Annotated in this window: 13 protein-coding genes and 1 tRNA gene; all 14 read right to left on the bottom strand. The window is 67.7% G+C overall.

Annotated elements, in window-relative coordinates; genetic code table 11:
- Positions 1-33: 33 nt before the first annotated feature.
- Entirely contained in the window at positions 34-567 is a 534-nt protein-coding gene (locus tag BJ964_RS13220) for a hypothetical protein (RefSeq protein ID WP_229806626.1), read from the bottom strand.
- 67 nt (positions 568-634) lie between these two features.
- Positions 635-946, bottom strand: a complete 312-nt coding sequence (locus tag BJ964_RS13215) for a hypothetical protein (protein ID WP_188126926.1) — start codon at positions 944-946, stop codon at positions 635-637.
- Positions 947-1,045: 99 nt separating this feature from the next.
- On the bottom strand, positions 1,046-4,939 hold the full coding sequence (locus tag BJ964_RS13210) for a DNA-directed RNA polymerase subunit beta' (RefSeq protein ID WP_188120952.1): 3,894 nt from the start codon (positions 4,937-4,939) through the stop codon (positions 1,046-1,048).
- 100 nt (positions 4,940-5,039) lie between these two features.
- The gene (gene rpoB / locus BJ964_RS13205; protein ID WP_188120951.1) at positions 5,040-8,480 is read right to left on the bottom strand and encodes a DNA-directed RNA polymerase subunit beta; all 3,441 of its coding nucleotides are present in this window, start codon (positions 8,478-8,480) and stop codon (positions 5,040-5,042) included.
- A gap of 598 nt (positions 8,481-9,078) precedes the next feature.
- Positions 9,079-9,459, bottom strand: a complete 381-nt coding sequence (gene rplL / locus BJ964_RS13200) for a 50S ribosomal protein L7/L12 (RefSeq protein ID WP_188120950.1) — start codon at positions 9,457-9,459, stop codon at positions 9,079-9,081.
- A 51-nt stretch (positions 9,460-9,510) separates the two neighbouring features.
- Positions 9,511-10,056 (bottom strand): 50S ribosomal protein L10, encoded by a 546-nt coding sequence (gene rplJ, locus BJ964_RS13195; RefSeq protein WP_188120949.1) that lies wholly within the window; start codon positions 10,054-10,056, stop codon positions 9,511-9,513.
- 274 nt (positions 10,057-10,330) lie between these two features.
- On the bottom strand, positions 10,331-11,029 hold the full coding sequence (locus BJ964_RS13190) for a hypothetical protein (RefSeq protein WP_188120948.1): 699 nt from the start codon (positions 11,027-11,029) through the stop codon (positions 10,331-10,333).
- Positions 11,026-11,862: an ATP-binding cassette domain-containing protein gene (locus BJ964_RS13185; protein ID WP_188120947.1), complete on the bottom strand. Its 837-nt coding sequence runs from the start codon at positions 11,860-11,862 to the stop codon at positions 11,026-11,028. The genes BJ964_RS13190 and BJ964_RS13185 overlap by 4 nt, the downstream gene beginning before the upstream one ends.
- Before the next feature lie 96 nt (positions 11,863-11,958).
- On the bottom strand, positions 11,959-12,678 hold the full coding sequence (gene rplA, locus BJ964_RS13180) for a 50S ribosomal protein L1 (RefSeq protein ID WP_188120946.1): 720 nt from the start codon (positions 12,676-12,678) through the stop codon (positions 11,959-11,961).
- Between the two features lie 79 nt (positions 12,679-12,757).
- Entirely contained in the window at positions 12,758-13,468 is a 711-nt protein-coding gene (gene nusG, locus BJ964_RS13175; RefSeq protein WP_188120945.1) for a transcription termination/antitermination protein NusG, read from the bottom strand.
- 44 nt (positions 13,469-13,512) lie between these two features.
- A complete protein-coding gene (gene secE / locus BJ964_RS13170) occupies positions 13,513-13,887 on the bottom strand; it encodes a preprotein translocase subunit SecE (RefSeq protein WP_188120944.1) in 375 nt (124 codons plus the stop codon).
- Positions 13,888-13,992: 105 nt separating this feature from the next.
- Positions 13,993-14,065 (bottom strand) — tRNA-Trp (locus BJ964_RS13165).
- A 79-nt stretch (positions 14,066-14,144) separates the two neighbouring features.
- Positions 14,145-14,540: a MaoC family dehydratase gene (locus BJ964_RS13160; RefSeq protein ID WP_188120943.1), complete on the bottom strand. Its 396-nt coding sequence runs from the start codon at positions 14,538-14,540 to the stop codon at positions 14,145-14,147.
- Positions 14,540-14,989 (bottom strand): MaoC family dehydratase N-terminal domain-containing protein, encoded by a 450-nt coding sequence (locus BJ964_RS13155; protein WP_188120942.1) that lies wholly within the window; start codon positions 14,987-14,989, stop codon positions 14,540-14,542. The genes BJ964_RS13160 and BJ964_RS13155 overlap by 1 nt, the downstream gene beginning before the upstream one ends.
- Between the last annotated feature and the right edge of the window lie 24 nt (positions 14,990-15,013).

Below are 15,013 nucleotides of genomic sequence, written 5' to 3'. Positions count from 1 at the left end.
GGCGCGGCCGCGGCCTCGAGAGCCGGTGTCCGCTCATGACAACTGCAACGTCAGCCCCAGCGCCAACGACAGCACCGCCAGAAAAGCACCGATCAAGCCGCAGATGATCCCGCCGGTGGTCAGGCCACGGCCGGTGAAACGGACCCGCCACGGCTCACCGGTGCCCGCGATCTGCCGTCTGGCGATCACCGCGGCGCCCACCGCTCCCCCGCACGCCAGGACGCTGAGCAGCGCGAACGCGCCGGCGACCCAACCGCCCCAGCCCGCCTCGGCGCCGGAGACGCCGAAGCAGAGGGCCGCGAAGGAGACCACGATCGCGGCGATGCCGGCGGCCAGCGAACCGATGGCCGGCCCCGACGTGATGGGCGCGACTTGAAGATGGACCAGACCGAATTCGGTCCCGGTCACCTGTTCCAGCCGCTCCGGCTGCCAGCCCGCCGAGACCGGCGGCGGAGGCGGCTGGAAACCATAGGGAGATCCGTACGGCGACGGCGCCCCGTAGCCGGGCCCAGGACCATACGAGGGGCCGTAGGACGGCTGGTAGGGCTGACCCGGGGGCTGCGTCATATCACCAAGCATGTCACCCGCACGAGCGGGCGTGCAGCCCACCCGAACCGCGCTGAACCGTGCCCGGTCAGTCAGTGCCCGGCGCGAAATCCTGCCCGGGCGCCGCCGCCAGGTGCAGTAGCCCTGCGATCAAGGCCACCACCAGCGCGGTCGCGGCCAGCACGAGGCCGGTCCAGGCGAGCTGACGGCCCCGCCGGATCCAGGCCGAACCGGTCAGATAGCCCCCAGCCGCGTACGCCTGACGGGCCGACTGGCGGGCCAGGAGCAACGCCAGCGTGGCCGGGATCACCCCACCCACCAGCGGCCCGGTGAGCAGCCCCACCAAACCCAGCGCGAAAACCGCCCGGGCCTTCGTCATCGGCACCGGCTCGGGGTCCATCGGGTGACGGGTGGGAACTACGGGAAGCGTCACGCCACCATCCTAGAAACGCCCATGGGGCGGCCGCGCCCAGCGCGACCGCCCCATGCGGAGAAATCCTTAGCGGTACGACCCGAAGTCGAAGTCGTCCAGCGGCACAGCCTGCCCGCTGGCCGGCCCGAAGCCGTAGTCGGTCTCCGGGTACCCGGTCATCGAGTACACCTTCGCCTTGGCCTCCTCGGTCGGCTCGACCCGGATGTTCCGGTACTTGGAGATACCGGTACCGGCCGGGATGAGCTTACCGATGATGACGTTCTCCTTGAGGCCCACCAGCGAGTCGCTGCGCGAGTTGATCGCAGCGTCGGTGAGCACCCGGGTGGTCTCCTGGAAGGAGGCCGCGGAGAGCCACGAGTCGGTCGCCAGCGAGGCCTTGGTGATACCCATCAGCACCGGACGACCGGCGGCGGGCTCGCCACCCTCGCCCACGAGCCGGCGGTTCTCCGACTCGAAGAGCGCCCGGTCGACCAGCACACCCGGCAGGAACTCGGTCGCGCCGGAGTCGATGACCGTCACCCGCTTGAGCATCTGGCGAATGATGATCTCGATGTGCTTGTCGTGGATGAGCACACCCTGCGAGCGGTAGACCTCCTGGACCTCACTGGTCAGGTGGACCTGGACCGCGCGCGGGCCCATGATGCGCAGCAGCTCGTGCGGGTCGATGGTGCCCTCGGTGAGCTTCTCGCCGACGCCGACGTGGCCGCCGTCCGGGATGCGGAGCTTGACGCGCTTGGAGATCTTGTCGTAGACGATCTCCTCGCTGCCGTCGTCCGGCACCACGATGATCTTGCGAGAGCGCTCGCCGTCCTCGATGCGGACGCGTCCCGGGGTGTCGGCGATGGGCGCCTTGCCCTTGGGAACGCGGGCCTCGAAGATCTCCTGGACACGCGGCAGACCCTGGGTGATGTCCTCACCCGCGACACCACCGGTGTGGAAGGTACGCATCGTCAGCTGCGTGCCGGGCTCACCGATGGACTGGGCGGCGATGATGCCGACCGCCTCGCCGATGTCGACCGCCTTGCCGGTCGGCAGCGAACGGCCGTAGCAGGCCGCGCACACGCCGAGCTTCGACTCACAGGTCAGGACGCTGCGCACCCGAACCGTCTCGACGCCGGCCGCGACAAGCGCTTCCACCATGATCGAGTTGAGGTCGTCGCCACGCGACACCACGCGGTTGCCGTTGGCGTCGTCGATGTTGTCGGCCAGCGTCCGGGCGTGCACGCCGGTCTCGGCGTGCTGGTGCACGACCAGCTTGCCGTCGACCCGCTCGGCGTCGGTGACCGCCATCGGGATCGCGCGCTCGGTACCGCAGTCCTCCTCGCGGATGATGACGTCCTGCGAGACGTCCACCAGACGACGGGTCAGGTAACCCGAGTCGGCGGTACGCAGGGCGGTGTCAGCCAGACCCTTACGGGCACCGTGCGTGGAGATGAAGTACTCCAGAACGGTCAGACCCTCACGGTACGACGAGGTGATCGGCCGCGGGATGATCTCACCCTTGGGGTTGGCCACCAGACCACGGATCGCGGCGATCTGCCGGAGCTGGAGGAGGTTACCGCGAGCGCCGGAGTTGATCATGACCCAGAGCGGGTTCTCCTGCGGCAGCGCGGTCTCCATCTCCTTGGAGATCTCGTTGGTCGCCTTGGTCCAGATCTCGATGAGCTCGCCGCGGCGCTCCTCACCGGTCATCAGGCCACGCTGGTACTGCTTGTCGATCCGGTCCGCCTCGGCCTGGTACTTGGCGAGGATCTCCGGCTTGCGCGGGGGCGCGATGACGTCGCCCATACCGATCGTCACACCGGACCAGGTGGCCCAGTGGAAGCCGGCCTCCTTGAGCGCGTCCAGGGTCGCGGCCAGGGCGACCTTGGGGAAGCGCTCGGCGAGGTCGTTGACGATCGCCGACAGCTGACCCTTGCGGATCTCGTAGTTCACGTACCGGTAGCCCGGGGGCAGCGTCTCGTTGAAGATGACGCGGCCCAGCGTGGTCTCGACCAGCACCGGGTCGCCCTCGACCCACTCCTCCGGCGCGACCCAGGCCTCGCCCTTGGCGCCGTTGTCGACCCCGATGACCTCCCGGAGACGGATCTTCACCGGCGCCTGGAGGTGCAGCTCACCGTTGTCGAACGCCATCCGCGCCTCGGCGTCCGAGCTGAACACCCGGCCCTCGCCCTTGGCACCGGGCGTCATGTGGGTCAGGTAGTACAGCCCGATGACCATGTCCTGGGTGGGCATGGTGACCGGCTTGCCGTCGGCCGGCTTGAGGATGTTGTTCGACGACAGCATCAGGATCCGGGCCTCGGCCTGAGCCTCGGCCGACAGCGGCACGTGGACCGCCATCTGGTCACCGTCGAAGTCCGCGTTGAACGCGGTACAGACGAGCGGGTGGATCTGGATCGCCTTGCCCTCGACCAGCTGAGGCTCGAAGGCCTGGATGCCCAGACGGTGCAGGGTCGGAGCACGGTTCAGCAGGACCGGGTGCTCGGAGATGACCTCTTCGAGGACGTCCCACACGACCGGGCGCTGCCGCTCGACCATCCGCTTGGCCGACTTGATGTTCTGCGCGTGGTTGAGGTCCACCAGGCGCTTCATCACGAACGGCTTGAAGAGCTCCAGCGCCATCTGCTTCGGCAGGCCGCACTGGTGCAGCTTGAGCCGGGGGCCGACGACGATGACGGAACGACCGGAGTAGTCGACCCGCTTGCCGAGCAGGTTCTGACGGAACCGGCCCTGCTTGCCCTTGAGCATGTCGGACAGCGACTTCAGCGGGCGGTTACCCGGACCGGTGACCGGCCGGCCACGACGGCCGTTGTCGAACAGCGCGTCGACGGCCTCCTGGAGCATCCGCTTCTCGTTGTTCACGATGATCTCGGGCGCACCGAGGTCGATCAGACGCTTGAGGCGGTTGTTCCGGTTGATGACCCGGCGGTACAGGTCGTTCAGGTCGGAGGTCGCGAACCGGCCACCGTCGAGCTGCACCATCGGGCGCAGGTCCGGCGGGATGACCGGGACGCAGTCCAGGACCATGCCGAGCGGAGAGTTACGGGTGTTCAGGAACGCCGCGACGACCTTGAGCCGCTTGAGCGCCCGGATCTTCCGCTGACCCTTACCGGTGCGGATGATCTCCCGGAGGTTCTCCGCCTCGGCGTCCAGGTCCATGTTCTGGAGCAGCGCCTTGATCGCCTCGGCACCCATGCCACCGGTGAAGTACTCACCGAAGCGGTCACGCAGCTCGCGGTAGAGCAGCTCGTCGGTGACCAGCTGCTTCGAGTCGAGCTTGCGGAAGGTGTCGAGCACCTCGTCGAGGCGGTCGATCTCGCGCTGCGCCTTGTCGCGGATCTGGCGCATCTCGCGCTCGCCGGCTTCCTTGACCTTGCGGCGCACGTCGGCCTTGGCACCCTCGGCCTCGAGCTCGGCGAGGTCCTGCTCCAGCTTCGCGGCACGCTTCTCGATCTCCGAGTCACGGCCGTTCTCGGACTGGCGCTTCTCGGCGAAGATCTCGTTCTCGATCGTGGACATGTCGCGGTGACGCGACTCGGCGTCCACGCTCGTCACCACGTACGAGGCGAAGTAGATGATCTTCTCGAGGTCCTTGGGCGCCAGGTCGAGCAGGTAGCCCAGACGGCTCGGGACGCCCTTGAAGTACCAGATGTGGGTGACGGAGGCGGCCAGCTCGATGTGGCCCATGCGCTCACGCCGGACCTTGGAGCGGGTCACCTCGACGCCGCAGCGCTCACAGATGATGCCCTTGAACCGGACACGCTTGTACTTACCGCAGTAGCACTCCCAGTCCCGCTGCGGACCGAAGATCTTCTCGCAGAAGAGTCCGTCCTTCTCGGGCTTGAGGGTGCGGTAGTTGATCGTCTCGGGCTTCTTGACCTCGCCGTGCGACCACTGCCGGATGTCGTCAGCGGTAGCAAGGCCGATGCGCAACTCGTCGAAGAAGTTGACGTCGAGCACTTGGACTATCCCTCGTGTTTCGTTGCTCGGGTGAATTCAAGGCCGGCGGGGGCGCCCCCGGCCGGCCCCGGTGATCGGGGCCGGCCGAGGACGCTCTCCGTCAGATCTCTTCGACGCTGCTGACGCCCTCGTTCGGGCGACGGGACAGGTCGATGCCGAGTTCCTCCGCGGCCCGGAAGACCTCGTCGTCGGTCTCGCGCATCTCGAGCGCCACACCGTCGCTGGACAGCACCTCAACGTTCAGGCACAGCGACTGGAGCTCCTTGAGAAGCACCTTGAACGACTCCGGGATTCCCGGCTCCGGGATGTTCTCGCCCTTGACGATGGCCTCGTAGACCTTCACTCGGCCCAGGACGTCGTCGGACTTGATGGTGAGCAGCTCCTGCAGGGCGTAGGCCGCCCCGTAGGCCTGCATGGCCCAGCACTCCATCTCGCCGAACCGCTGGCCACCGAACTGCGCCTTACCACCCAGCGGCTGCTGCGTGATCATCGAGTACGGGCCGGTCGACCGAGCGTGGATCTTGTCGTCGACCAGGTGGTTCAGCTTGAGGATGTAGACGTAGCCGACCGAGATCGGGTCCGGCAGCGGCTCACCGGAGCGGCCGTCGAACAGCTGCGCCTTACCGTCGCCGTTGACCAGCCGCTTACCGTCGCGGTTGACCAGCGTCGACTCGAGCAGACCCTTGATCTCCTCCTCCTGGGCACCGTCGAAGACCGGGGTCGCGACGTTGCTGTCGGCGGAAGACTCGTGGGCCTCGATCGAGCGGAGCTGACGCTTCCAGTCCTCGTCCTCACCCTCGACCGACCAACCGGTCTTGGCGATCCACCCGAGGTGGGTCTCCAGGACCTGGCCGATGTTCATACGCGAGGGCACACCCAGCGGGTTGAGCACGATGTCGACCGGGGTGCCGTCCTCCAGGAACGGCATGTCCTCGACCGGCAGGATCTTGGAGATGACGCCCTTGTTGCCGTGCCGGCCGGCGAGCTTGTCGCCGTCCTGGATCTTCCGCTTCTGGGCGACGTAGACCCGGACCAGCTCGTTGACACCCGGGGGCAGCTCGTCGCCGTCCTCGCGGGAGAACGTCCGGACGCCGATGACCGTGCCGGTCTCGCCGTGCGGAACCTTCAGCGAGGTGTCCCGGACCTCCCGGGCCTTCTCGCCGAAGATGGCGCGGAGCAGGCGCTCCTCCGGGGTCAGCTCGGTCTCACCCTTCGGGGTGACCTTGCCGACCAGGATGTCGCCGGGGACGACCTCGGCGCCGATCCGGATGATGCCGCGCTCGTCCAGGTCAGCGAGCATCTCCTCGCTGACGTTGGGGATGTCGCGGGTGATCTCCTCCGGGCCCAGCTTGGTGTCGCGGGCGTCGACCTCGTGCTCCTCGATGTGGATCGAGGTGAGGACGTCCTGCTGCACGAGGCGCTGCGACAGGATGATCGCGTCCTCGTAGTTGTGGCCCTCCCAGCACATGAAGGCGACGAGCAGGTTGCGCCCGAGCGCCATCTCGCCCTCGTCGGTGCAGGGACCGTCGGCGATGACCTGGCCGGCCTCGACGCGGTCGCCCTCGAACACGATCGGCTTCTGGTTGACGCAGGAGCCCGCGTTCGACCGGCGGAACTTGTGCAGCAGGTAGGTACGCCGGTGGCCGTCGTCCTGGTGCACCGTCACGTAGTCGGCGCACAGGTCCTCGACGACACCGCCGACCTCGGCGACGACCACGTCACCGGCGTCGACCGCGGCACGGTACTCCATGCCGGTGCCGACGAGCGGCGACTCCGCCTTGACCAGCGGCACGGCCTGACGCTGCATGTTCGCGCCCATGAGGGCACGGTTCGCGTCGTCGTGCTCGAGGAAGGGGATCATCGCGGTCGCGACGGAGGTCATCTGCCGCGGCGAGACGTCCATGTAGTCGACCTCGGTGCCGGGCACGTAGTCGACCTCACCGCCCTTACGGCGGACCAGGACGCGGTCCTCGGCGAAGGTGCCGTCGCTGGACAGCACGGCGTTCGCCTGGGCCTTGATGAACCGGTCTTCCTCGTCGGCGGTGAGGTAGTGCACCTCGTCGCTGACGACACCGTTCTCGACCTTCCGGTACGGCGTCTCGATGAAGCCGAACGGGTTGACCCGCGCGAACGTCGAGAGCGCGCCGATCAGACCGATGTTCGGGCCCTCAGGGGTCTCGATCGGGCACATCCGGCCGTAGTGGGACGGGTGCACGTCGCGGACCTCGAAGCCGGCCCGCTCACGGCTCAGACCACCCGGGCCGAGCGCCGACAGACGGCGACGGTGGGTCAGACCCGCGAGCGGGTTCGTCTGGTCCATGAACTGCGACAGCTGCGAGGTGCCGAAGAACTCCTTGATCGCGGCCACGACCGGCCGGATGTTGATCAGGGTCTGCGGCGTGATCGCCTCGACGTCCTGGGTCGTCATCCGCTCACGGACGACCCGCTCCATCCGGGAGAGGCCCACGCGGACCTGGTTCTGGATGAGCTCGCCGACCGTACGCAGGCGCCGGTTGCCGAAGTGGTCGATGTCGTCGGCCTCGTACCCGTCCTCACCGGCATGCAGCCGGCAGAGGTAGTCGACGGTGCGGACGACGTCTTCCTCGGTCAGCGTGCCACGAACGATCGGCACGTCGATCTCGAGCTTCTTGTTGAACTTGTACCGGCCGACCTTGGCTACGTCATACCGCTTCGGGTTGAAGAAGAGGTTGTCGAGCAGGGTCTGCGCGTTCTCCCGGGTGGGGGGCTCGCCAGGGCGCAGCTTGCGGTAGATGTCTAGCAGGGCCTCGTCCTGCCCGGCGATGTGGTCCTTCTCCAGCGTCGTCATGAGCAGTTCGGACCAGCCGAAGCGCTCACGGATCTGGTCGGCGGACCAACCGATCGCCTTGAGCAGGACGGTGACGGCCTGCCGGCGCTTACGGTCGATGCGGACACCCACGGTGTCGCGCTTGTCGATGTCGAACTCCAGCCAGGCACCCCGGCTCGGGATGACCTTGACGCTGGTGAGGTCACGGTCGGAGGTCTTGTCCGGCTCCTTGGTGAAGTACACGCCCGGCGAACGGACGAGCTGACTCACCACGACCCGCTCGGTGCCGTTGATGACGAACGTCCCCTTGGGGGTCATCATCGGGAAGTCACCCATGAACACGGTCTGGCTCTTGATCTCGCCAGTCGTGTTGTTGGTGAACTCCGCGGTCACGAACAGCGGGGCACAGTAGGTCAGGTCCTTCTCTTTGCACTCCTCGATCGAGGCCTTCACCTCGTCGAAGCGCGGAGACGAGAAGGACAGCGACATGGTGCCGGAGAAGTCCTCAATGGGACTGATCTCTTCGAGGATCTCTGCGAGGCCCGAGTGGGCGTGCGGGTCGTCCGTCGTCCGGGCCTGCCAACCCTCATTGCCGACCAGCCAGTCGAAGGACTCGGTCTGGAGTGCGAGGAGGTTGGGGACCTCTAGCTGCTCGGTGATCCGGCCGAAAGAGACCCGGCGGGGTGCGTAAGCGCTCGACGTACGGCTGGTCTTCGCAGGGCGGGAAGCTGCCAAGATGCGTCCTTCCGAGGACCGGTGCTGCTATGCGGCTGAGTTGCTGATGCAACTGGTCTGCGTGCACTCCAATGAGCCCCCGGGAAGTTATCCACATGGATATCCCGAGAGGCATCAAGACAGAAGGCAGCGCAAACTAGCAGTGTAGCCGCTTGGCTAACCGCTGTCCAGCCCACACCCGAGGTGGCCTGCGGAACATGCCACCGTCGCGGCTGACCTGGACCTCTACGGTCAGGGCCGGGACGGGGCCGCTCAGAAACGCGGCAACTACCCCTCTGGTGCCAGTCCGACAGGTATCGGCAGTAGATCCGTTACCCAGCGGGCGGCTGTCGCAAGCGCGGAAACTTGCTGATGTCAGCGTGCCTGTCCGCCGACACACAGTCAAGGGCTGTGCCGCGGGTCGGACGCCCGCGGTCATCCGCCCGGCGCACCGAAGGGGCCTCGACGCACAAATAGCGAACTTTGACAGTCTTTGCCACCCGCAGCGAAGACGGCTCGACAGCACCCCGTTGAGCTGCGCGGACGGCTGGAGAAACAGCGATGGCGGGGACCCGGAACGGATCCCCGCCATCGACCGATGACACTGTGGAGCGTTAGATCACTTGAGGGTGACCTTGGCGCCCTCACCCTCGAGCTTGGCCTTGGCGGCCTCGGCCTTCTCCTTGTTGACACCCTCGAGGATCGCCTTCGGGGCGGACTCGACGGCGTCCTTGGCCTCCTTGAGGCCCAGGCCGGTCAGCTCACGCACGACCTTGATGACCTGGATCTTCTTGCCACCGTCGCCCTCGAGGACAACGTCGAAGGAGTCCTTCTCGGCCTCGGCCTCGGCCGGGGCAGCACCCGGGGCGGCGGCAACGGCGACCGGAGCGGCAGCCTTGACGTCGAAGACGTCCTCGAACTGCTTCACGAACTCGGAGAGCTCGATGAGGGTCATCTCCTTGAAGGCCTCGAGCAGGTCTTCGGTGCTGATCTTCGCCATGTGAGGCAACCTTTCCTAAGAAATCTGACGTTTAACGGTTTCCGCGAGGCATCAGGCCTCGGCGGAACCAGCCTGTTCGCGCTGCGCCCGCAGAGCCTCGACCGTGCGCACCGTCTTGGTGAGGGGCGCCTGGAACGTGGCAGCGGCCTTGCTCAGGTTGGCCTTCATGGCGCCGGCCAGCTTGGCCAGCAGAACCTCACGGGACTCGAGGTCAGCAAGCTTGTTGACCTCGTCCGCCGTGATGGCCTTGCCCTCGAAGACACCGCCCTTGATGACGAGAACGGGGTGGGCCTTGGCGAAGGCACGGAGGCCCTTGGCCGCCTCGACCACATCACCGTTCACGAAGGCGAGCGCGGTAGGACCGGTGAACAGCGCGTCGAGGCCCTCGATACCCGCGTCAGCCGCGGCACGCTTCGCGAGCGTGTTCTTGGCGACGGCGTACTTGTTCTCGCCGCCCAGCGACCGCCGGAGCTCGGTGAGCTCCTTCACGGTGAGGCCGCGGTATTCGGTCAACACGGTGGCCGCCGAACCACGGAAGTGATCCGTGAGCTCGGAAACAGCCGAAGCCTTGTCGGCCCGGACCGGCTTGTCCGCCATGTCCCTCCTCTCTCAGTGCTTCAGCCACTGGTCGAGAGGGTCCGTACAAAGCAAAACGCCCCGGCGCAGGGCACGGGGCGGACTCGAACACACGCTCACACGCGGTCGACGATCACGAACCGTTCTCCCTACGCGGGTCGCCCGCTTTCAGCGGGACCTTCGGCCGCGGCCTCCGTCGAGATGACGGCTGCTGCGGCGACCAGCGGTCTATGGGTGGAACTTCGAGATGCAACACTACGCGGACCTGTCACGGAACGCCAAATCGGGGCCGGGACTACGAGCGTGCGCGCCGCAGGCCGGCGTACCCGGCGAGGGCCGCGGCACACCACAGGACCGTCCAGACGACCAGGACCAGCAGGGTGGCGGCGTCCGGCGGGTGATCCCCGCCCATCTCCCGGGCGGTGGCCATCACCGGCGGCACCAGCCACGGGGCGATCGAGCCGGTCAGGCCGAGCACGATGACCAGGATCGAGCCGCTCACCAGGACCACGACACCGGGCAGGAGCCGCCGGGTGACCGCTCGTCCGGACAGGGCGCCGAGCGTCACGGCGGCGGCCATCGACAGCACGTGCGCCAGGATCCCGAGCAGGATGCCGGTCTGCGTCGACGGCTCGGCGCTATCGGGTCGCGGTGGAGCGATCGCGCCGAGCGGCCACGGGACCAGCATCGCGACCAGGCACACCACCGCGGCGAGGAACACGGCGGCGAGCAGGCCGCCGGCGCCCTCCCGCAACGGGCCGACGGCGAGGCGGGCCAGCCGGCGCTGAGCGTCCGGTTCGGTGTCCAGCAACAGTTTGGTGAGCCAGGCCAGCACCGGGAACAGGCAGACCGCCGAGTAGGCGTAGGCGTGCATGGCGAGCGACGGCCCGCCACCGTGGAGGATGGAGAAGATCACCAGCAGGGTGATCAGGGGCGCCACAGCGCGGCCACCGCGCAGAAAACCGGCGAGGCGCATCCGGGTCAGCGCGATCATCGCCCCTCACTCTCGGTGCTCTCGATTCCGGGTACGCCCATCGCCCTCTGCCTCGGGAAGGAGCTCGTCCCGCGTACCCCGGCCGGGTCTCGCTCCCGGACCCCGAGGACACGGTGACCGGAGGCACGGAGCCGGTCCACCGTCGCGGCGGCCTCATGCCGTCGCGCCACCACCTCGACCACCACCTCGTCGGCGCCGGTGTCCGGCTCGGGCTCGGGCTCGGGCTCGGGCTCGCCGGTGTGGTGCAGCCCGTGGCCGGTGACGGTCCAGTGGATCGCGCCCGGCAGGTTGGCGATCTCGCCACGGTGATCGCTGACCAGGACCGCCCCGCCGGCAGCGGTGACCTCGGTGACGAGTTCCGGGATGAGCTGCCGGGACGGGGCGTCGAGACCCTCCCAGGGCTCGTCCAGGACCAGCAGGCCGGGTGTGGTGAGCAGAGCCTGGGCCAGGCCGACCTTCTGCGCGGTGCCCTTGGAGAGGTCCGGCAGCGGGGTGTCGGCGTGCCCTGTCAGGCCGAGCCGCTCGAGCCACCGGTCGGCGCCGGCCGCGGGCAGGCCACGGATCTGGGCCATCGAGCGCAGGTAGCCGATCGTGGTGAACGGCTGGGCGGCCGGGAAGCGTTCGGGGACCCAGCCCACCACGGCCGGCCGGTCGTGGATCACGCCCCGGGACGGGCGGAGCACCCCCGCGGCGAGTTGCAGCAGGGTCGACTTGCCGGCGCCGTTGCGGCCGAGCACCACGATCGTCTGCCCGGGCTCCACCGCGGCGTCGATGTCCTGCAGCGTCCAGTCGGCGCGTCGCGCGTACCGGAACCAGACTTTGTCGAAGCGCACGGCCGGAAGCCTGCCACAGAGACCGCCTTCGACGCAGGCCCGGGAAACACGAAATCCCCCGGGGAAGTCCCCGGGGGATTTCGAGAGATGCGACCGTCAGGCGGTGGCGTCCGAGCCGCGCAGGTTCTTGTGCACGTTCGGGTCGACCTGGATGCCGGGGCCCATCGTGGTGGTGATGGTGACCTTCTTCAGGTACTTGCCCTTGGCGGCGGACGGCTTCGAGCGCAGGACCTCGTCGAGGACCGCGCCGTAGTTGTCGATCAGCTGCTCCGGCGAGAAGGACGCCTTGCCGATGATCAGGTGCAGGTTGGAGTGCTTGTCCACCCGGAAGGTGATCTTGCCGCCCTTGATCTCGTTGACGGCCTTGGTGACGTCCATGGTCACGGTGCCGGTCTTCGGGTTCGGCATGAGGCCACGCGGGCCGAGGATCCGGGCGATCCGGCCGATCTTGGCCATCTGGTCCGGCGTCGCGATCGCGGCGTCGAAGTCCAGCCAGCCACCCTGGATCCGGGCGACGAGCTCGTCGGTGCCGACCTCGTCGGCGCCGGCCGCGACGGCCTCCTCGGCCTTCGCGCCCTGGGCGAACACGATGACGCGGGCGGTCTTACCGGTGCCGTGCGGCAGGTTGACGGTGCCGCGGACCATCTGGTCGGCCTTACGCGGGTCGACACCGAGGCGCATCGCGACCTCGACGGTGGCGTCGAACTTGGCGGAGCCGGTCTCCTTGGCGAGGACGACCGCGTCCTTCGGCTCGTAGAGCTTGTTGACGTCGATCTTCTCGACGGCGGCGCGGTACACCTTGCTGCGCTGTGCCATTTCACTTACTCCTGTGGTAGATGGCGGGGCCGCTTCGGATGCGCGGCCCCTCCCACTGATATCGCCGGGGATCCGGCGATCAGATCTTGGTGACCTGGTTGAAGTTCAGCTCGACCGGGGTCTCCCGGCCGAAGATCGACACCAGGACCTTGAGCTTCTGCTGGTCGGCGTTGATCTCGCTGATCGAGGCCGGCAGCGAGGCGAACGCGCCGTCGGTCACCGTGACCGAGTCGCCCACCTCGAAGTCGAGCACCTTGACCTCGGGCTTCGCCTTCTTCTCCTCGGCCTGGACAGCCGGGGCCAGCCACTTCAGCACCTCGTCGAGGGAGAGCGGGGCCGGCCGGTCGACCCGGTCGGTGGCGCCCACGAAGCCGGTCACACCGGGCGTGTTGCGCACGCAGGAGTAGGACTCCGGGCTCAGGTCCATCCGGACCAGGATGTAGCCGGGGAAGACCTTGGCCTGCACCTGGTTGCGCTTGCCGTTCTTGACCTCGACCTCTTCGCGGGTCGGCACCTCGACCTGGAAGATGAACTCCTCCATGTCGAGGCTCGTGATCCGGGTCTCGAGGTTGGTCTTGACCTTGTTCTCGTAGCCCGCGTAGGAGTGCACGACATACCAGTCGCCGGGGGCGTAGCGCAGCTTCTGCCGCAGCTCCTTGACCGGGTCGTAGTCCTCGTCAGCCTCGGGCGCCTGAGCCTCGACCGGCTCGGCGGCCTCGACCGGCTCTTCGGTCTCCAGCGACGACTGCTCGTCAGCAAACTGCGCGGTCTCGTCGTCGTACTCAGGCACGCTCGCTCACTTCCAAAAGTCTTCGGTTCGCGGATCGCCGGACGTCAGCCCAGCGCCCATAGCATCGCTTTACCGAACGCGTAGTCCAGGCCGGCCACGATGGTGGTCATGATCACCACGAAGACGATCACCACAGCGGTGTAGGTGAGCAGCTCTTTACGGGTCGGCCAGATGACCTTGCGAAGCTCGCTGACGACCTCACGGAAGAAGCCGCCCACCCGGCCGAAAAGACCCGAACGCCGACCCGACTTCTTGGTCTTGGGGCTTTCCGAGTCGCTCCGCTCGGCGACGGCGGTGCCACCGCCGGCGGTCACCAGCGCGTCATCGGCGTTGTCGTCCGGAACATCGCCACCGGCGGCGGCGGCGAGCAGCTCGTCGTCGCCCGGGACGTCGTCACCGGGCCGGTCCTTCTCGGCCACTTCGCCCTACTTCCGTCGTCGGTGGTCTTGAATCCTGTCAGCGCTCGACCGGACGCGGAATTTGTGCGAACCGCGCACCGGGCGGGCACGTCTAGGAGAAATGCGCAGGGGTGACAGGACTTGAACCTGCAGCCTGCGGTTTTGGAGACCGCTGCTCTGCCAATTGAGCTACACCCCTTTGCGGAGCTGCTGTCTTTCGAATCACAGCCCCACGGCGCATCACTGTACCGGTACGCCGGGCATTACCCCAACCCGGGCTACCGCTTACTGATGAGCGCCTGTGCCAAGGACAGTACCTTGTCCCCATTGCATGTCGCAGTCAGGCTCAGCCGAGTGTGCCCCTCATCGGTGACCTCCTTGACCGTGGCGGACACCACGACCTCGGTCCCCTCGTCGGTGTCGGGCACCGGGACGGGGCGGCTGAAACGCACGCTGAACTCGACCACCGCGTCCGGAGCGCCGGCCCACTCGGTGACGGCACGGCCCACCAGAGCCATCGTGAACATGCCGTGCGCGATGACGCCGGGCAGCCCGACGCCGGTGGCGAACCGGTCACTCCAGTGGATGGGGTTGAAGTCGCCCGAGGCGCCCGCGTAGCGGACCAGATCGGCCCGGGTCACCCGAAAGGTCTTCGGCTCCAATGCGTCGGCCATCAGTGCTCCTCACCGCGCTGGACCAGCTTCGACCAGACCGTGACCACCGGCTCGCCGGCCTCGGTGGTCACCTCGGTCCGGGTGGTGATGAACTCGTGGCCACCCCGGCTGGTGATCTCGTCCACCGAGTTGACGCAGATCAGAGCGTCCCCGGCGACCACCGGACGGGTGTAGGCGAACCGCTGGTCGCCGTGCACCACCCGGGTGTAGTCGAGGCCCAGGGCGGGATCGGCGATGACCTGACGGCTGGCCGCCATGGTGATCGCGACCGGGAAGGTGGGCGGGGCCACCACGTCCGGATAGCCGAGGGCGCGCGCGGCCGCGGGGTCGTGGTACGCCGCGTCGGTGGCGCCGATCGCCCGGGCGAACTCACGGATCTTCTCCCGACCGACCAGGTACGGCTCGGTGGGCGGCCAGCTACGGCCGACGAACGATTGGTCCAGAGGCATGCCCACAAACTACCCTCCGGGGCC

Origin of the sequence: Actinoplanes lobatus, assembly GCF_014205215.1 — a bacterium.
Classification (GTDB): Bacteria; Actinomycetota; Actinomycetes; order Mycobacteriales; family Micromonosporaceae; genus Actinoplanes; species Actinoplanes lobatus.
The sequence above is the reverse complement of the archived record's forward strand: the minus strand, read 5'-3'. Positions and strand labels throughout refer to the sequence as shown.

Excerpts from the sequence above, each read along its gene's own strand:
- BJ964_RS13220 (WP_229806626.1), bottom strand. The coding sequence starts at position 567 with ATGACGCAGCCCCCGGGTCAGCCCTACCAGCCGTCCTACGGCCCCTCG.
- BJ964_RS13215 (WP_188126926.1), bottom strand. The coding sequence starts at position 946 with ATGGACCCCGAGCCGGTGCCGATGACGAAGGCCCGGGCGGTTTTCGCG.
- rplL (WP_188120950.1), bottom strand. The coding sequence starts at position 9,459 with ATGGCGAAGATCAGCACCGAAGACCTGCTCGAGGCCTTCAAGGAGATG.
- rplJ (WP_188120949.1), bottom strand. The coding sequence starts at position 10,056 with ATGGCGGACAAGCCGGTCCGGGCCGACAAGGCTTCGGCTGTTTCCGAG.
- BJ964_RS13190 (WP_188120948.1), bottom strand. The coding sequence starts at position 11,029 with ATGATCGCGCTGACCCGGATGCGCCTCGCCGGTTTTCTGCGCGGTGGC.
- rplA (WP_188120946.1), bottom strand. The coding sequence starts at position 12,678 with ATGGCACAGCGCAGCAAGGTGTACCGCGCCGCCGTCGAGAAGATCGAC.
- BJ964_RS13160 (WP_188120943.1), bottom strand. The coding sequence starts at position 14,540 with ATGGCCGACGCATTGGAGCCGAAGACCTTTCGGGTGACCCGGGCCGAT.
- BJ964_RS13155 (WP_188120942.1), bottom strand. The coding sequence starts at position 14,989 with ATGCCTCTGGACCAATCGTTCGTCGGCCGTAGCTGGCCGCCCACCGAG.